The organism is Enterobacter sp. 50588862 (assembly GCF_001462935.1).
Taxonomy (GTDB): domain Bacteria; phylum Pseudomonadota; class Gammaproteobacteria; order Enterobacterales; family Enterobacteriaceae; genus Enterobacter; species Enterobacter bugandensis.
The window spans coordinates 359,498-373,831 of the sequence record NZ_LNHM01000021.1 but is presented as its reverse complement, the minus strand read 5'-3'; the positions used below and the strand labels follow the sequence as shown (position 1 = coordinate 373,831).

The following is a 14,334-nucleotide window of genomic DNA, read 5'->3' as shown; positions in this document are numbered from 1 at the left end:
CCACGAGAAAACTCTTGTATTAACAAGAGCGCCCTTGTTCAGTTTTCACAGAGCGTAACCGGCCCTTGAATCCTGAGAAGCGCCGAGATGGGTATAACATCGGCAGGTTTGCAGACTAGAAATGCGGGTTGCGGGAATCAATGGCGCGCCAGAACGGCAGCGCTGAATTAGCGGAAAACGATGGTTCATTATCTCGTATCACCTCCACGGCCGCCTCTGATGAAACGGACCCCAAGCCAAAGCTAAAAGTTCACTGCTCAACCCGGCTGGAAGTGGCGACACGATGTATTCATCGAGCGCTGATTTTATATGAGCCGCGCGCCGCGTTTTATACCGAGAAGGGGGCTAAAAAGCAAAACAAAAATACGCGTGTTGCCAGCAGCGTCAGGAAAAATTTCCAGCAGCCATTTCAACGCAGTGAGAGATGAATCAAAAAAAACTGGAAATCGGGCGAAGAAGTGACCTAAAATAGCCATCCAGATGTTAATCCATCTATACTGATTAACACTCATACTGCCAGTGTCAAAAACCTGCAGGCCTTGGTAGAATTATCTCCTTTGGCTATTCCACACAGCAGCTTGAGCTAACCAAATTCCTCTTAGGTGAAATAAAACATGGCAAAACACCTGTTTACGTCCGAGTCCGTATCAGAAGGACATCCTGATAAAATTGCTGACCAAATCTCCGATGCGGTGCTGGATGCGATCCTGGCGCAGGATCCTAAAGCGCGCGTAGCGTGTGAAACCTATGTCAAAACCGGCATGGTTCTGGTTGGCGGTGAGATCACCACCAGCGCATGGGTTGATATCGAAGAGATCACCCGTAACACGGTGCGTGAGATCGGCTATGTGCATTCTGATATGGGCTTTGATGCCAACTCCTGCGCGGTACTGAGCGCGATTGGCAAACAGTCTCCGGACATCAACCAGGGCGTTGACCGTGCCGATCCGCTGGAACAGGGCGCGGGCGACCAGGGCCTGATGTTCGGTTATGCAACCAACGAAACCGATGTGCTGATGCCAGCACCTGTGACCTACGCACACCGTCTGGTGCAGCGTCAGGCTGAAGTGCGTAAAAACGGCACCCTGCCGTGGCTGCGCCCGGATGCGAAAAGCCAGGTCACCTTCCAGTACGACGACGGCAAAATCGTCGGTATTGACGCGGTTGTGCTGTCTACCCAGCATGCCGAAGAGATCGATCAGAAATCCCTGCAGGAAGCAGTGATGGAAGAGATCATCAAGCCGGTTCTGCCAACCGAATGGCTGAGCTCAGCAACCAAATTCTTCATCAACCCAACCGGACGCTTTGTTATCGGCGGCCCAATGGGCGACTGCGGCCTGACCGGTCGTAAAATCATCGTTGATACCTACGGCGGCATGGCGCGTCACGGTGGCGGCGCGTTCTCCGGTAAAGATCCGTCTAAAGTTGACCGTTCTGCCGCGTACGCTGCACGTTATGTGGCGAAAAACATCGTTGCTGCCGGCCTGGCCGACCGCTGTGAGATTCAGGTTTCCTACGCAATCGGCGTGGCTGAGCCAACCTCCATCATGGTGGAAACCTTCGGTACGGAGAAAGTGCCTTCAGAACAGCTGACCCTGCTGGTGCGCGAGTTCTTCGACCTGCGTCCATACGGCCTGATTCAGATGCTGGATCTGCTGCACCCAATCTACCAGGAAACCGCTGCATACGGTCACTTTGGTCGTGAACATTTCCCATGGGAAAAAACCGACAAAGCCGCTCTGCTGCGTGAGGCTGCCGGTCTGAAGTAATCGACAGCCGAGAGTATTAAACAGGCCAGCCTTTGTGCTGGCTTTTTTTATGTCGGGGGGCGGCTAAAGCCGCACAACTGAAAGCGATTACACCGCACCGGATATATCCCTCTTTCAGAAGATTCTCTTTGCATGATCGCCTTTCTTCTGCTGTTACATTTCCTTTCAGTTAAGTCTGAAATTCAAACAAACGCGATGCGCATCTCCTCGTTTACCTCTATATTTTCAAAGCTTTAATAATTTTTACGGTTGCACGTTAGTGTAACCGATTACACCATTGTGATTAATCTCACATATTTTTACGGGTCGCTCACCTACCCTTATCATCAATAAAACTGATAACCCAACTGGAGGGCATAATGCCTGACAATAAAAAACAGGGGCGTACGTCCAACAAGGCGATGACTTTCTTCGTCTGCTTCCTCGCCGCCCTGGCAGGATTACTCTTTGGCCTGGATATCGGCGTCATTGCCGGCGCTCTTCCCTTCATCGCAGACGAATTCCAGATTAACGCGCATACCCAGGAATGGGTGGTTAGCTCCATGATGTTCGGCGCCGCCGTTGGGGCCGTCGGCAGCGGCTGGCTCTCCTTCAAGCTCGGACGCAAAAAGAGCCTGATGATCGGTGCGATCCTCTTCGTCGCCGGTTCGCTCTTCTCCGCTGCCGCCCCTAACGTTGAAGTGCTTATTCTTTCCCGCGTGCTGCTGGGCCTTGCGGTGGGCGTGGCGTCTTACACCGCCCCGCTCTACCTCTCCGAAATTGCGCCGGAGAAAATCCGCGGCAGCATGATTTCCATGTACCAGCTGATGATCACCATCGGTATTCTCGGCGCTTACCTGTCCGATACCGCGTTCAGCTACAGCGGCGCATGGCGCTGGATGCTCGGCGTGATCATCATCCCGGCCATTCTCCTGCTGATTGGCGTCTTCTTCCTGCCGGACAGCCCGCGCTGGTTTGCCGCCAAACGTCGCTTCGTTGATGCCGAACGCGTGCTGCTCCGCCTGCGTGATACCAGCGCGGAAGCGAAAAACGAGCTGGAAGAGATCCGCGAAAGCCTGAAGGTAAAACAGTCCGGCTGGGCGCTGTTTAAAGAGAACAGCAACTTCCGTCGGGCGGTGTTCCTCGGCGTGCTGCTGCAGGTGATGCAGCAGTTCACCGGGATGAACGTCATCATGTACTACGCGCCAAAAATCTTTGAACTGGCTGGCTACACCAACACCACCGAGCAGATGTGGGGCACCGTCATCGTGGGCCTGACCAACGTGCTGGCGACCTTTATCGCCATCGGCCTGGTGGACCGCTGGGGACGTAAGCCAACCCTGACCCTGGGCTTCCTGGTGATGGCGACGGGTATGGGCGTTCTCGGTACGATGATGCATGTGGGCATCCACTCCCCAACCGCCCAGTACTTCGCGGTGGGCATGCTGCTGATGTTTATCGTCGGGTTTGCGATGAGCGCCGGTCCGCTGATTTGGGTACTGTGCTCTGAAATCCAGCCGCTGAAAGGGCGTGATTTTGGTATCACCTGCTCTACCGCAACCAACTGGATTGCCAACATGATCGTCGGCGCAACGTTCCTGACCATGCTCAACACCCTGGGCAATGCCAACACCTTCTGGGTCTACGCCGGTCTGAATATCTTCTTTATTGTGCTGACCATCTGGCTGGTTCCAGAAACCAAACATGTTTCTCTGGAACACATTGAACGTAACCTGATGAAAGGTCGTCCGCTGCGCGAAATCGGCGCCCACGACTAATCCTCTTGCGGGAGGCGCCTCTTGCGCCTCCCCGCTTCCCGCTTTATGCTCTGCCCCTATGAAAGCTCCCCGTCTCCCCATCGCCATTCAGCAAGCCGTTATGCGCAGCCTGCGGGAAAAACTTGCCCAGGCGAATCTGAAACTCGGCCGCAATTACCCTGAACCGAAGCTGGTCTATCAGCAGCGCGGCACCGCAGCCGGCACCGCCTGGCTGGAATCGTACGAGATCCGCCTGAACCCGGTGCTGATGATGGAAAACCAGCAGGCGTTTATTGAAGAAGTGGTGCCGCACGAGCTGGCGCACCTTCTGGTATGGAAGCATTTTGGCCGCGTCGCGCCGCACGGCAAAGAGTGGAAGTGGATGATGGAGGCGGTGCTCGGCGTTCCGGCGCGCCGTACCCATCAGTTCGAGCTGGAATCGGTACGCCGCAATACCTTCCCCTATCGCTGCCAGTGTCAGCAGCACCAGCTTACCGTCCGCCGCCATAACCGCGTGGTGCGCGGTGAGGCGACCTACCGCTGCGTCAAATGCGGCGAACCGCTGATTGCAGAGTAATCACCTGAACTTTCAGGAACTTTCCTGATCTGACTGATTGCATACAGGAACAACATTCGTTACGTTGCGGGCTCGTTTTGACACGGAGTGTAAGATGTCCCGTAATGTTTCTCTCGCGGTCGCTTTTCTGGCGACGGCGCTTTCCGGTCAGGCCCTGGCCGACGGTATCAACAGTTTTTCCCAGGCCAAGGCAGCAGGCGTGAAGGTGAACGCCGATGTGCCGGGCGATTTCTACTGCGGCTGCAAAATTAACTGGCAGGGCAAAAAAGGGGTCGTTGACCTCGAATCCTGCGGCTATAAGGTGCGTAAAAACGAAAACCGCGCCAGCCGCATCGAGTGGGAGCATGTCGTTCCGGCCTGGCAGTTTGGTCACCAGCGCCAGTGCTGGCAGGACGGCGGACGTAAAAATTGCGCCAAAGATCCGGTTTATCGCCAGATGGAAAGCGACATGCATAACCTGCAGCCTGCGGTAGGTGAAGTGAACGGCGACCGCGGCAATTTCATGTACAGCCAGTGGAACGGTGGCGAAGGCCAGTACGGCCAGTGCGGTATGAAGGTAGATTTCAAAGAGAAAGTCGCCGAGCCCCCTGCCCGCGCGCGCGGCAGCATCGCCCGCACCTACTTCTACATGCGTGACCGTTATGACCTCAACCTTTCACGCCAGCAGACGCAGTTGTTCAATGCCTGGGATAAGCAGTATCCGGTGACGGAATGGGAATGCCAGCGCGACGAACGTATCGCCAGAGTCCAGGGGAATCATAACCCGTACGTCCAGCGGGCTTGCCAGGCGCAAAAGAGCTAACCTACACTACGGCAATTCGCTTATACCGCATGACATATGGAATTTTTGACTATGCGCATTCCCCGCATTTACCACCCTGAACTGATTACCGCAGGCCGCGAAATCGCCCTGTCTGACGACGCCGCTAACCACGTTGGCCGCGTGCTGCGCATGGGGGCTGGCCAGGCAATACAGCTGTTCGACGGCTCTAATCAGGTTTTCGACGCGGAAATCACGCGGGCGGATAAAAAAAGCGTGCATGTAAATGTCTTGCGCGGCGAAGTGGACGACCGTGAATCGCCGCTGCACATCCACCTTGGGCAGGTGATGTCGCGCGGAGAAAAGATGGAGTTCACCATTCAAAAATCCATTGAGCTGGGTGTAAGCCTCATTACGCCACTTTTTTCCGAGCGCTGTGGCGTTAAACTGGATGCGGAACGTCTGAACAAAAAGATCCAGCAGTGGCAGAAAATCGCCATTGCGGCCTGCGAACAGAGCGGCCGCAACCGTATTCCGGAGATCCGCCCGGCGATGGATCTGGAGGACTGGTGTGCAGAAGAGGATAGCGGGCTGAAGCTCAATCTTCATCCGCGCGCCAGCGCCAGCATCAATACGCTGCCGCTGCCCGTTGAGCGCGTACGCCTGCTGATTGGCCCCGAAGGCGGCCTGTCGGCGGACGAAATTGCGATGACGGCGCGCTACCAGTTTACTGATATTCTGTTGGGACCTCGCGTTCTGCGCACTGAGACAACGGCACTCACGGCCATAACCGCGCTACAGGTACGGTTTGGCGATCTGGGTTGAAGTATTAACGGAGAAGAACATGATAAAGCTCGGCATCGTGATGGATCCCATCGCAAACATTAACATCAAGAAAGACTCCAGCTTCGCCATGCTGCTGGAAGCGCAGCGTCGTGGCTATGAGCTCCACTATATGGAGATGAACGATCTTTATCTGATCAACGGTGAAGCCCGCGCACGCACCCGCATCGTTAACGTCGAGCAGAACTACGACAAATGGTACGAATTCGGCACCGAGCAGGACATTGCCCTGGCCGACCTCAACGTCATCCTGATGCGTAAAGATCCGCCGTTTGACACCGAATACATCTATAGCACCTACATCCTTGAGCGTGCCGAAGAGAAAGGGACGCTGATCGTCAACAAGCCGCAGAGCCTGCGCGACTGCAACGAGAAGCTTTACACCGCCTGGTTCTCTGACCTGACGCCGGAAACGCTGGTCACCCGCAGCAAAGCGCAGCTGAAAGAATTCTGGCAGAAGCACGGCGACATCATCATGAAGCCGCTGGACGGCATGGGCGGCGCGTCTATTTTCCGCGTGAAGGAAGGCGACCCGAACATTGGCGTGATTGCCGAAACGCTGACCGAGCTGGGCACGCGTTACTGCATGGCGCAAAACTATATTCCAGCGATCAAAGATGGCGATAAGCGCGTGCTGGTCGTGGACGGTGAGCCGGTGCCTTACTGCCTTGCGCGTATCCCACAGGGTGGCGAAACCCGCGGTAACCTGGCGGCAGGTGGCCGCGGCGAGCCGCGTCCGCTAACCGAAAGCGACTGGGAAATTGCCCGCCGCGTTGGCCCAACGCTGAAAGCCAAAGGCCTGATCTTCGTTGGCCTGGATATCATCGGCGATCGCCTGACTGAAGTTAACGTCACCAGCCCAACCTGCATTCGCGAAATCGAAGCGGAGTTCCCGATCTCGATCACCGGAATGCTGATGGACGCTATCGAAAAACGCCTGCAGAAATAACCCACCAATGAGTGACAGCGCCCGGGTTTCTCCGCATACTGGGCGCTGTCGCTTTTTAAACCAGGAAACAGTACCTCTGACAATGAATTTACAGCATCACTTTCTTATTGCCATGCCTGCTCTCCAGGATCCGATTTTTCGCCGCGCCGTGGTTTATATTTGTGAATACAATGAAGACGGCGCGATGGGTATTATCATCAACAAACCGCTGGAAAACCTGCAGGTTGAAGGGATTCTGGACAAGCTGAAAATCTCGGCTGAAGCGCGCCTGCCGGAAATCCGGCTTGATAAACCGGTGATGCTGGGTGGACCTCTTGCCGAAGATCGCGGCTTTATCCTGCATACCCCGCCGGTATTCTCTTCCAGCATTCGCATCTCCGATAACACCGTGATCACTACCTCGCGCGACGTGCTTGAAACGCTGGGCACCGCTGAGCAGCCTTCCGAAGTGCTGGTGGCGCTGGGCTATTCGTCGTGGGAGAAAGGCCAGCTTGAGCAAGAGATCCTCGATAACGCCTGGCTTACCGCACCTGCGGACATGAATATTCTGTTTAAAACCCCTATTGCCGATCGCTGGCGTGACGCGGCAAAACTGATTGGCATTGATATTCTGACCATGCCTGGCGTAGCGGGGCACGCGTAATGAGCGGCACCCTTCTCGCCTTCGACTTCGGCACCAAAAGCATCGGCGTCGCCGTGGGTCAACGGATCACCGGCACCGCCCGCCCGCTCACGGCGCTGAAAGCTAACGACGGCACGCCGGACTGGAACCTTATTGAGCGCCTGCTCAAAGAGTGGCAGCCGGACGACGTGATTGTCGGCCTGCCGCTGAACATGGACGGCACCGAGCAACCGCTTACCGCCCGCGCGCGTAAATTCGCCAATAAAATCCATGGCCGCTTTGGCGTCTCCGTGAAGCTTCACGACGAGCGTCTCAGCACCGTCGAAGCGCGTGCAGGCCTGTTTGAACACGGTGGCTTCCGGGCGCTCAACAAAGGCAGCGTAGACTCCGCTTCAGCCGTTATCATCCTCGAAAGCTACTTCGAACAGGGCTTTTAACGCAGGGGTCTACAGCCGCCCCTGTGCCCGTCTCTCCGCCAGGCTCTGGTCAAAGTTCTGCATTCCCGCCTGCTGGCCGGTTTGAATGATGCCGGGCAGCTGCCACGTCTTCCCCTCACGAATCAGATTCGCCGCCGCCGCGGTGTTTACCAGCAGCTCGTACAGCGCGACGCGCCCGCCCTGAAGATCGGGAAGCAGCTTTTGCGCCAGCACTGCCCGCATGCTGCCGGCCAGCTGGTTACGCACCGGATCTTTCTCCTGCGCCGGGAACGTATCGACCAGCCGTTCAATCGCCTGTGCTGCCCCGCGCGTGTGCAGCGTCGCCAGCACCAGATGCCCGGTCTCCGCCGCCGTCAGCGCCAGGCGGATCGTTTCGCTGTCGCGCAGCTCCCCCAGCAAAATAACGTCCGGGTCCTCGCGTAACGCACTGCGCAGCGCCTCTGCAAATGACGGGCTGTGCTGGCCTATCTCCCGCTGCTGAATCAGGCAACGTTCACTCTGGTACATAAACTCCACCGGATCTTCAAGCGTGAGGATATGGCCGTCAGTATGGCGGTTGAGGAAGTCGACCATTGCGGCCAGCGTGGTGGATTTACCGCTGCCGGTCGCTCCCGTTACCAGAATCAACCCGTTGTCGCTGGACAACAGTTCGGGAATAGCGCGCGGCACCCCAAGCGAAGGGAGCTGCGGACAGGAACGCGGCAACAGCCGCAGGGTAACGGAGATGCCCTTCATCTGCTTAAACGCACTGCCGCGCAGACGCTGGTCTCCTGCGACCGTCACGGCAAAATCGACCTGCCCGTTTGCCCACCATGCGCCCTGCTGTTCGTCGTTGAGCCACGCCTTTAGCAACGCCCCGACGTCCGGCGGCGGAAACGGGGCCGGCTCAAGGCGGCCCAATCTGCGCCAGCGCGGTGGTGAATCACTGCACAGGTGTAGATCGGAGACGTTATGCTTTACACTAAGGGCCACAATTTCTTCCACATCCATAGACTACTCCTCGGAAAATGAACGACATTGCGCATAACCTGGCACAGGTCCGGGACAAAATCTCAGCCGCTGCAACGCGTTGCGGCCGTGCTTCAGAAGAAATTACGCTACTTGCAGTCAGCAAAACCAAGCCTGCGAGCGCCATCGCAGAAGCGATTGCTGCAGGTCACCGGGCGTTTGGCGAAAACTACGTGCAGGAAGGTGTGGATAAAATTCGCTACTTCCAGGAGCAGGAGACGTCCGATCTGCAATGGCACTTTATTGGTCCCCTGCAGTCGAACAAAAGCCGTCTGGTGGCAGAGCACTTTGACTGGTGCCATACCATCGACCGTCTGCGTATTGCTTCCCGTCTGAGCGACCAGCGCCCGGCGGAGATGCCTGCGCTTAACGTGCTGATTCAAATCAACATCAGTGATGAAAACAGCAAGTCCGGCATTGCGCTGAACGAGCTGGATGCGCTGGCCGCAGAGGTGGCCGCCCTGCCGCGCTTAACCCTGCGCGGACTGATGGCCATTCCGGCACCTGAGTCAAGTTATGAAAGGCAGTTTGCCGTGGCACAGCAAATGGCTGTAGCATTTGAGGCGCTTAAAGCGCGCTATGAAACGGTAGACACGCTTTCACTGGGCATGTCGGATGATATGGAAGCCGCCATCGCGGCAGGCAGCACTATGGTGCGCATCGGCACAGCCATTTTCGGTGCGCGCGACTACACCAAATAATAAGGAAACCTGAGGAACGCCATGAAGACGTTGACTTTCCTGCTCTCAACGGTCATTGAGCTGTACACGATGGCGCTTTTGCTGCGCGTCTGGATGCAGTGGGCCCGCTGTGACTTTTACAATCCGTTCTCCCAGTTTGTCGTGAAAATCACGCAACCTGTTGTCGGACCGCTGCGCCGTATTATCCCGGCCATGGGCCCCATCGACAGCGCTTCGCTGCTGGTGGCGTTTATTCTGAGCGTGCTCAAAGCCATCGTGCTGTTTATGGTCATCACCTTCCAGCCGATTATCTGGATTGCCGCCGTCCTGATTCTGATCAAAACCGTCGGTTTGTTGATCTTCTGGGTACTGCTGGTGATGGCGATCATGAGCTGGGTAAGCCAGGGACGTAGCCCGGTAGAGTACGCCTTGATTCAGCTGGCCGAGCCGCTGCTGCGTCCGATCCGTAACCTGCTTCCGTCCATGGGCGGCATCGACTTCTCCCCGATGATCCTGGTGCTGCTGCTCTATGTGATCAACATGGGGATCGCCGAACTGCTCCAGTCTACGGGCGATATGCTGCTGCCGGGGCTGTGGATGGCGCTATGAGTGCAGTAAGCACCTGCGCCGACGGGCTGGTTTTACGGCTGTATATTCAGCCGAAAGCCAGCCGTGACAGTATTGTTGGGCTGCATGGCGACGAGCTAAAGGTCGCCATCACCGCCCCACCGGTCGATGGTCAGGCGAACGCGCATCTGACCAAATATCTGGCAAAACAGTTTCGCGTCGCCAAAAGCCAGGTCATCATTGAAAAAGGTGAACTTGGGCGGCATAAACAGGTAAAAATCCTTAATCCGCAATCTATCCCGACGGAAGTCGCGGCTCTGACAGAACAGGACTAAACCATGCAGAAAGTTGTTCTCGCGACCGGTAACGCCGGTAAAGTGCGCGAGCTGGCCTCGCTATTAAATGATTTTGGGCTGGATGTGGTGGCTCAGACCGAGCTGGGCGTGGAGTCCGCCGAAGAGACGGGCCTGACGTTTATCGAAAACGCCATTCTGAAAGCGCGCCATGCGGCGCAGGTAACCGGCCTGCCCGCGATTGCCGACGACTCCGGTCTGGCCGTGGATTTTCTCGGCGGTGCGCCGGGGATTTACTCCGCCCGCTATTCCGGGGTGGACGCCACCGACCAGCAGAATCTGGAAAAGCTGCTCGTGGCCCTGAAGGACGTTCCCGACGAACAGCGTACCGCGCAGTTCCACTGCGTGCTGGTCTACATGCGTCATGCGGAAGACCCGACGCCGATTGTCTGTCACGGCAGCTGGCCGGGCGTGATTACCCGTGAAGCGGCTGGCAACGGCGGCTTTGGCTACGACCCGATTTTCTTTGTCCCGACCGAGGGCAAAACCGCTGCGGAACTGACCCGCGAAGAGAAAAGTGCGATTTCCCACCGTGGACGCGCGCTGAAACTGTTACTGGAAGCACTGCGTAATGGCTAATTTGCCGCCTCTGAGTCTTTATATTCATATCCCGTGGTGCGTGCAGAAATGCCCGTACTGTGATTTCAATTCGCACGCGCTGAAGGGCGAAGTGCCGCACGATGACTACGTCGCGCATCTGCTGGCCGACCTGGACGCCGATGTGCCGTACGCACAGGGACGTGAAGTTAAGACCATTTTCATTGGTGGCGGTACGCCGAGCCTGCTGTCAGGCCCGGCAATGCAGACGCTGCTGGACGGCGTGCGTGCGCGCCTGAACCTGGCGGCGGATGCAGAAATTACGATGGAAGCCAACCCCGGCACCGTTGAGGCCGACCGTTTTGTCGAGTATCAGCGCGCGGGCGTGAACCGCATCTCCATCGGCGTGCAGAGCTTTAGCGAGCCGAAGCTGAAGCGTCTGGGGCGCATTCACGGCCCGGAAGAGGCGAAGCGCGCGGCGAACCTGGCAACGGGGCTTGGGCTGCGCAGCTTTAACCTCGATTTGATGCATGGCCTGCCGGATCAGTCGCTGGAAGAGGCGCTGGACGATCTGCGCCAGGCCATTGCGCTGAATCCACCGCACCTGTCGTGGTATCAGCTCACCATTGAGCCGAACACGCTGTTTGGCTCGCGCCCGCCGGTGCTGCCGGATGACGACGCGCTGTGGGATATCTTCGAGCAGGGCCACAAGCTTTTGACCGCTGCCGGGTATCAGCAGTATGAAACGTCCGCCTACGCGAAGCCGGGCTTCCAGTGTCAGCACAACCTGAACTACTGGCGTTTTGGTGATTATCTGGGGATTGGCTGCGGCGCCCACGGCAAGGTGACCTTCCCGGATGGTCGCATCCTTCGCACCGCCAAAACCCGCCACCCGCGCGGATTTATGGAAGGACGCTACCTTGAGCGTCAGCACGACGTTGAGGCGGCGGATAAGCCGTTTGAGTTCTTTATGAACCGTTTCCGCCTGCTGGAAGCCGCGCCGCGCGCGGAGTTTTCGCTGTACACTGGCCTGGCGGAATCGGTGATTCGTCCGCAGATTGACGAAGCGCTGGCAAAGGGGTATCTCACCGAGAGTGAGGAATGCTGGCAGATCACCGAGCACGGCAAGCTGTTCTTAAACTCCCTTCTTGAGCTGTTCCTCGCCGAAGATTCCTGAAGGCTGATTCAAAATTTCGCATCCCGTTCTGCCGGCTAAGGGAAAGGCTGGCAGTGTATGGGGATGGAAAAATCAAAACAACTCCGTAAACAAATGACGCCCGAAGAGTTACGCCTCTGGTATTTACTCAGGGGACGCCGCTTCTTTGGCTATAAGTTTCGCCGCCAGATGCCGATTGGTGCATATATCGTGGATTTTGCCTGTTTTAAGGCAAAGCTGATTATCGAGCTGGACGGTGGGCAGCATCAGAATAACGAAACCTATGATTCACGTCGTACTGAATTTTTGAATGCGAACGGCTGGGAAATACTACGGTTCTGGAATAACGAATTCAGGACAAACGAGGAGGAGGTGTTAATGGCTATCAGGCAACGACTGCGCTGCCTGATGCCCTCACCCTAACCCTCTCCCACAGGGAGAGGGAACAATTACACCCTCTCCCCTGGGGAGAGGGACCCAGCGCGCAGAGAACTTACTTCAGCGTCCCCACCAGCGCCTTCCGGCTATCTTCCAGCGACACCACGCGTTTACACACGTCTTTGCCGAACTGCTGGAAATCATCTTCCTGGTTCTTCCACTCGTTCTGAATGGAAGTCTGCAAGCCGCCCAGGCTGCCCAGCACGCCCTGCAGCGGGTTACCGCCGCCTTTCAGCACGGCTTTCGCCCCCATCTCGTTGATGCTGTCCTGCAGGATGCCGCCCATCGCCTGGTTCACCAGCTGCTGGCCGTCAGCGCGGACCTGATCGATCGCCTTATAGTGGAACGTCAGGCCATCAGAGCGCGTCTCGATAATGCGGTTCATCTGCTCTTTGAGCTGCTTGTCGAGCTTCGTAAGGCGGGAGCGCATATTACTGCTCTCCCCCACCTCTTTAGTGATGATTTTGTCCAGCGCGACGCGGCTCTTTTCGACGCGCGTCAGGGCACCTTCATTAATCCATGGCAGCGCGGTACGCAAATCGGCCTGATAATCTTTCGCCTGCTCACGCTGTGCGGCAGTCAGGTTGTACTGTTTGCCGTTAAAGGTGACGTTTCCTTCCGGCGTAATCACCAGATTGCCGTTCTCGCCTTTGACCTGCACGGTTTGCGGGCTTAACACCACGTCATCACGCGGGGTGACGCTACATTGATAATCCGCATGGGCGGTGAATCCGGTTGCCATCAAAGCAACAGCCAGCAACGTTTTGCGCATCTTAAACACTCCCTCAGACAAAATGGGCCAGCTAATGCTGGCCCGCTTACTGCTTTATTAGTCCCACCAAACGTCGAAAAGTTCGCTCACGCGGACATCTTCCAGCTTGTGCTCTTCGAGCCATTTGCGAACCAGGGCCTGATGTTCTTCGGTGCATTTGCCCACTTCCTGGGTGCAGATCAGACCTTCCCATGCCAGGTAGCCGCTACCGTCGAAGGCCAGCTTGTTTGGCTCGATTACCTCGTTGATGAACGCATCAACGTCCTGGTCGATCTGCTCAACGCTGGTGCCTTCCGGGAAACGCCAGGCAACGGAGAAGCCCACTTCCTGGAATTCTTCGATGTGCATCTTTTTACGCAGACGACGGCTACGATTCTTTGCCATTATTTCACCCTCTCGAACATTAAGTCCCATACGCCGTGACCAAGACGATGGCCACGCTGTTCAAATTTTGTCACCGGACGCGATTCCGGACGCGGTACGTAGTCGTTGCTCTCGGACTGATTTTTGTACCCGTCCAGAGACGACATCACTTCCAGCATGTGTTCCGCATAAGGTTCCCAGTCGGTCGCCATGTGGAAAACGCCGCCCAGCTTGAGCTTGCTTTTCACCAGCTCGGCAAACGGTGCCTGAACGATACGGCGTTTATTATGACGCGCTTTGTGCCATGGGTCAGGGAAAAAGAGCTGAACCATGTTCAAAGAATTGTCAGGAATCATTTTGTGCAGCACTTCCACCGCGTCGTGACACATCACGCGCAGGTTCTCAACGCCCTCTTCGTGGGCCGTTGCCAGGCACGCGCCGACGCCCGGCGAGTGTACTTCAATGCCGAGGAAGTTCTGCTCCGGGCGCGCTTTCGCCATAGTGACCAGCGAGGTGCCCATACCAAACCCGATCTCCAGCGTGACGGGCGCGTCGCGGCCAAACAGCTCGGTAAAGTCGAGCGGCTGCTCGCTGAACTCAACGCCCATCACCGGCCAGTAGTTGTCCAGCGCGTGTTGCTGCCCTTTGGTCAGGCGGCCCTGACGGCGGACAAAGCTGCGAATACGGCGCAGCGGGCGACCGTTTTCATCAAATTCCGGTGAAATGACGTCGTTTTTCATAAAAGAGTTGTCTGCTTGTGAGAATGT

At 56.7% G+C, this 14,334-nt stretch carries 20 protein-coding genes; 15 read left to right on the top strand and 5 right to left on the bottom strand.

The window, feature by feature from the left end; genetic code table 11:
• Positions 1 to 45: 45 nt before the first annotated feature.
• Positions 46 to 189: a hypothetical protein gene (locus APT89_RS24790; RefSeq protein WP_418721940.1), complete on the bottom strand. Its 144-nt coding sequence runs from the start codon at positions 187 to 189 to the stop codon at positions 46 to 48.
• On the opposite strand from APT89_RS24790, the gene APT89_RS24580 reads away from it, so the two are divergent.
• The 9 genes from APT89_RS24580 (at position 141) to ruvX (ending at position 7,693) form a co-directional block, all read left to right on the top strand.
• Positions 141 to 428 (top strand): hypothetical protein, encoded by a 288-nt coding sequence (locus tag APT89_RS24580; RefSeq protein ID WP_041908330.1) that lies wholly within the window; start codon positions 141 to 143, stop codon positions 426 to 428. The genes APT89_RS24790 and APT89_RS24580 overlap by 49 nt on opposite strands.
• Positions 429 to 614: 186 nt before the next feature.
• A complete protein-coding gene (metK, locus tag APT89_RS09655) occupies positions 615 to 1,769 on the top strand; it encodes a methionine adenosyltransferase (RefSeq protein ID WP_041908329.1) in 1,155 nt (384 codons plus the stop codon).
• A gap of 359 nt (positions 1,770 to 2,128) precedes the next feature.
• Positions 2,129 to 3,526 (top strand): galactose/proton symporter, encoded by a 1,398-nt coding sequence (galP, locus tag APT89_RS09650; protein WP_045629996.1) that lies wholly within the window; start codon positions 2,129 to 2,131, stop codon positions 3,524 to 3,526.
• A 58-nt stretch (positions 3,527 to 3,584) separates the two neighbouring features.
• A complete protein-coding gene (locus APT89_RS09645) occupies positions 3,585 to 4,082 on the top strand; it encodes a SprT family zinc-dependent metalloprotease (RefSeq protein ID WP_028014364.1) in 498 nt (165 codons plus the stop codon).
• Between the two features lie 94 nt (positions 4,083 to 4,176).
• Positions 4,177 to 4,884 carry a deoxyribonuclease I gene (gene endA, locus APT89_RS09640; protein ID WP_028014365.1) on the top strand — a complete coding sequence of 236 codons (708 nt, stop codon included), beginning with the start codon at positions 4,177 to 4,179 and terminating at the stop codon, positions 4,882 to 4,884.
• Between the two features lie 51 nt (positions 4,885 to 4,935).
• The gene (rsmE, locus tag APT89_RS09635; protein ID WP_041908327.1) at positions 4,936 to 5,667 is read left to right on the top strand and encodes a 16S rRNA (uracil(1498)-N(3))-methyltransferase; all 732 of its coding nucleotides are present in this window, start codon (positions 4,936 to 4,938) and stop codon (positions 5,665 to 5,667) included.
• 19 nt (positions 5,668 to 5,686) lie between these two features.
• The gene (gene gshB / locus APT89_RS09630; RefSeq protein WP_033146605.1) at positions 5,687 to 6,634 is read left to right on the top strand and encodes a glutathione synthase; all 948 of its coding nucleotides are present in this window, start codon (positions 5,687 to 5,689) and stop codon (positions 6,632 to 6,634) included.
• Between the two features lie 82 nt (positions 6,635 to 6,716).
• On the top strand, positions 6,717 to 7,277 hold the full coding sequence (locus tag APT89_RS09625) for a YqgE/AlgH family protein (RefSeq protein ID WP_028014368.1): 561 nt from the start codon (positions 6,717 to 6,719) through the stop codon (positions 7,275 to 7,277).
• Positions 7,277 to 7,693: a Holliday junction resolvase RuvX gene (gene ruvX, locus APT89_RS09620; RefSeq protein ID WP_021242076.1), complete on the top strand. Its 417-nt coding sequence runs from the start codon at positions 7,277 to 7,279 to the stop codon at positions 7,691 to 7,693. The genes APT89_RS09625 and ruvX overlap by 1 nt, the downstream gene beginning before the upstream one ends.
• A 9-nt stretch (positions 7,694 to 7,702) precedes the next feature.
• Here the strand turns inward: ruvX and APT89_RS09615 are convergent, their stop codons facing one another.
• Entirely contained in the window at positions 7,703 to 8,683 is a 981-nt protein-coding gene (locus APT89_RS09615) for a type IV pilus twitching motility protein PilT (protein ID WP_060572195.1), read from the bottom strand.
• A gap of 17 nt (positions 8,684 to 8,700) precedes the next feature.
• Between APT89_RS09615 and APT89_RS09610 the strand changes: the two genes are divergently transcribed.
• From APT89_RS09610 to APT89_RS09585, 6 genes are all read left to right on the top strand, one after another.
• Positions 8,701 to 9,402, top strand: a complete 702-nt coding sequence (locus APT89_RS09610) for a YggS family pyridoxal phosphate-dependent enzyme (RefSeq protein WP_047364543.1) — start codon at positions 8,701 to 8,703, stop codon at positions 9,400 to 9,402.
• A gap of 21 nt (positions 9,403 to 9,423) precedes the next feature.
• A complete protein-coding gene (locus APT89_RS09605; RefSeq protein WP_045260768.1) occupies positions 9,424 to 9,990 on the top strand; it encodes a YggT family protein in 567 nt (188 codons plus the stop codon).
• Positions 9,987 to 10,283 carry a DUF167 family protein YggU gene (gene yggU, locus APT89_RS09600; RefSeq protein ID WP_014885193.1) on the top strand — a complete coding sequence of 99 codons (297 nt, stop codon included), beginning with the start codon at positions 9,987 to 9,989 and terminating at the stop codon, positions 10,281 to 10,283. The genes APT89_RS09605 and yggU overlap by 4 nt, the downstream gene beginning before the upstream one ends.
• Positions 10,284 to 10,286: 3 nt before the next feature.
• Positions 10,287 to 10,880 (top strand): XTP/dITP diphosphatase, encoded by a 594-nt coding sequence (locus tag APT89_RS09595; protein WP_010435473.1) that lies wholly within the window; start codon positions 10,287 to 10,289, stop codon positions 10,878 to 10,880.
• A complete protein-coding gene (hemW, locus tag APT89_RS09590) occupies positions 10,873 to 12,015 on the top strand; it encodes a radical SAM family heme chaperone HemW (protein ID WP_047364547.1) in 1,143 nt (380 codons plus the stop codon). The genes APT89_RS09595 and hemW overlap by 8 nt, the downstream gene beginning before the upstream one ends.
• A gap of 63 nt (positions 12,016 to 12,078) precedes the next feature.
• Positions 12,079 to 12,417 (top strand): endonuclease domain-containing protein, encoded by a 339-nt coding sequence (locus APT89_RS09585; RefSeq protein WP_028014373.1) that lies wholly within the window; start codon positions 12,079 to 12,081, stop codon positions 12,415 to 12,417.
• A gap of 70 nt (positions 12,418 to 12,487) precedes the next feature.
• Here the strand turns inward: APT89_RS09585 and APT89_RS09580 are convergent, their stop codons facing one another.
• From APT89_RS09580 to trmB, 3 genes are read right to left on the bottom strand one after another with little or no spacing between them, the layout of a single operon-like run.
• Positions 12,488 to 13,204: a DUF2884 domain-containing protein gene (locus tag APT89_RS09580; RefSeq protein ID WP_041908321.1), complete on the bottom strand. Its 717-nt coding sequence runs from the start codon at positions 13,202 to 13,204 to the stop codon at positions 12,488 to 12,490.
• Positions 13,205 to 13,261: 57 nt separating this feature from the next.
• On the bottom strand, positions 13,262 to 13,588 hold the full coding sequence (locus APT89_RS09575) for a YggL family protein (protein ID WP_028014375.1): 327 nt from the start codon (positions 13,586 to 13,588) through the stop codon (positions 13,262 to 13,264).
• Positions 13,588 to 14,307, bottom strand: coding sequence for a tRNA (guanosine(46)-N7)-methyltransferase TrmB (gene trmB / locus APT89_RS09570; RefSeq protein ID WP_028014376.1), 720 nt, complete (start codon positions 14,305 to 14,307; stop codon positions 13,588 to 13,590). Before trmB ends, APT89_RS09575 begins: the two co-directional genes overlap by 1 nt.
• Positions 14,308 to 14,334: the final 27 nt, after the last annotated feature.

Excerpts from the sequence above, each read along its gene's own strand:
- APT89_RS09595 (WP_010435473.1), top strand. The coding sequence starts at position 10,287 with ATGCAGAAAGTTGTTCTCGCGACCGGTAACGCCGGTAAAGTGCGCGAG.
- metK (WP_041908329.1), top strand. The coding sequence starts at position 615 with ATGGCAAAACACCTGTTTACGTCCGAGTCCGTATCAGAAGGACATCCT.
- APT89_RS09585 (WP_028014373.1), top strand. The coding sequence starts at position 12,079 with ATGGAAAAATCAAAACAACTCCGTAAACAAATGACGCCCGAAGAGTTA.
- APT89_RS24580 (WP_041908330.1), top strand. The coding sequence starts at position 141 with ATGGCGCGCCAGAACGGCAGCGCTGAATTAGCGGAAAACGATGGTTCA.
- endA (WP_028014365.1), top strand. The coding sequence starts at position 4,177 with ATGTCCCGTAATGTTTCTCTCGCGGTCGCTTTTCTGGCGACGGCGCTT.
- yggU (WP_014885193.1), top strand. The coding sequence starts at position 9,987 with ATGAGTGCAGTAAGCACCTGCGCCGACGGGCTGGTTTTACGGCTGTAT.
- APT89_RS09610 (WP_047364543.1), top strand. The coding sequence starts at position 8,701 with ATGAACGACATTGCGCATAACCTGGCACAGGTCCGGGACAAAATCTCA.
- gshB (WP_033146605.1), top strand. The coding sequence starts at position 5,687 with ATGATAAAGCTCGGCATCGTGATGGATCCCATCGCAAACATTAACATC.
- APT89_RS09605 (WP_045260768.1), top strand. The coding sequence starts at position 9,424 with ATGAAGACGTTGACTTTCCTGCTCTCAACGGTCATTGAGCTGTACACG.
- rsmE (WP_041908327.1), top strand. The coding sequence starts at position 4,936 with ATGCGCATTCCCCGCATTTACCACCCTGAACTGATTACCGCAGGCCGC.
- galP (WP_045629996.1), top strand. The coding sequence starts at position 2,129 with ATGCCTGACAATAAAAAACAGGGGCGTACGTCCAACAAGGCGATGACT.
- APT89_RS09575 (WP_028014375.1), bottom strand. The coding sequence starts at position 13,588 with ATGGCAAAGAATCGTAGCCGTCGTCTGCGTAAAAAGATGCACATCGAA.
- APT89_RS09625 (WP_028014368.1), top strand. The coding sequence starts at position 6,717 with ATGAATTTACAGCATCACTTTCTTATTGCCATGCCTGCTCTCCAGGAT.
- ruvX (WP_021242076.1), top strand. The coding sequence starts at position 7,277 with ATGAGCGGCACCCTTCTCGCCTTCGACTTCGGCACCAAAAGCATCGGC.
- APT89_RS09580 (WP_041908321.1), bottom strand. The coding sequence starts at position 13,204 with ATGCGCAAAACGTTGCTGGCTGTTGCTTTGATGGCAACCGGATTCACC.
- APT89_RS24790 (WP_418721940.1), bottom strand. The coding sequence starts at position 189 with ATGAACCATCGTTTTCCGCTAATTCAGCGCTGCCGTTCTGGCGCGCCA.
- hemW (WP_047364547.1), top strand. The coding sequence starts at position 10,873 with ATGGCTAATTTGCCGCCTCTGAGTCTTTATATTCATATCCCGTGGTGC.
- trmB (WP_028014376.1), bottom strand. The coding sequence starts at position 14,307 with ATGAAAAACGACGTCATTTCACCGGAATTTGATGAAAACGGTCGCCCG.
- APT89_RS09615 (WP_060572195.1), bottom strand. The coding sequence starts at position 8,683 with ATGGATGTGGAAGAAATTGTGGCCCTTAGTGTAAAGCATAACGTCTCC.
- APT89_RS09645 (WP_028014364.1), top strand. The coding sequence starts at position 3,585 with ATGAAAGCTCCCCGTCTCCCCATCGCCATTCAGCAAGCCGTTATGCGC.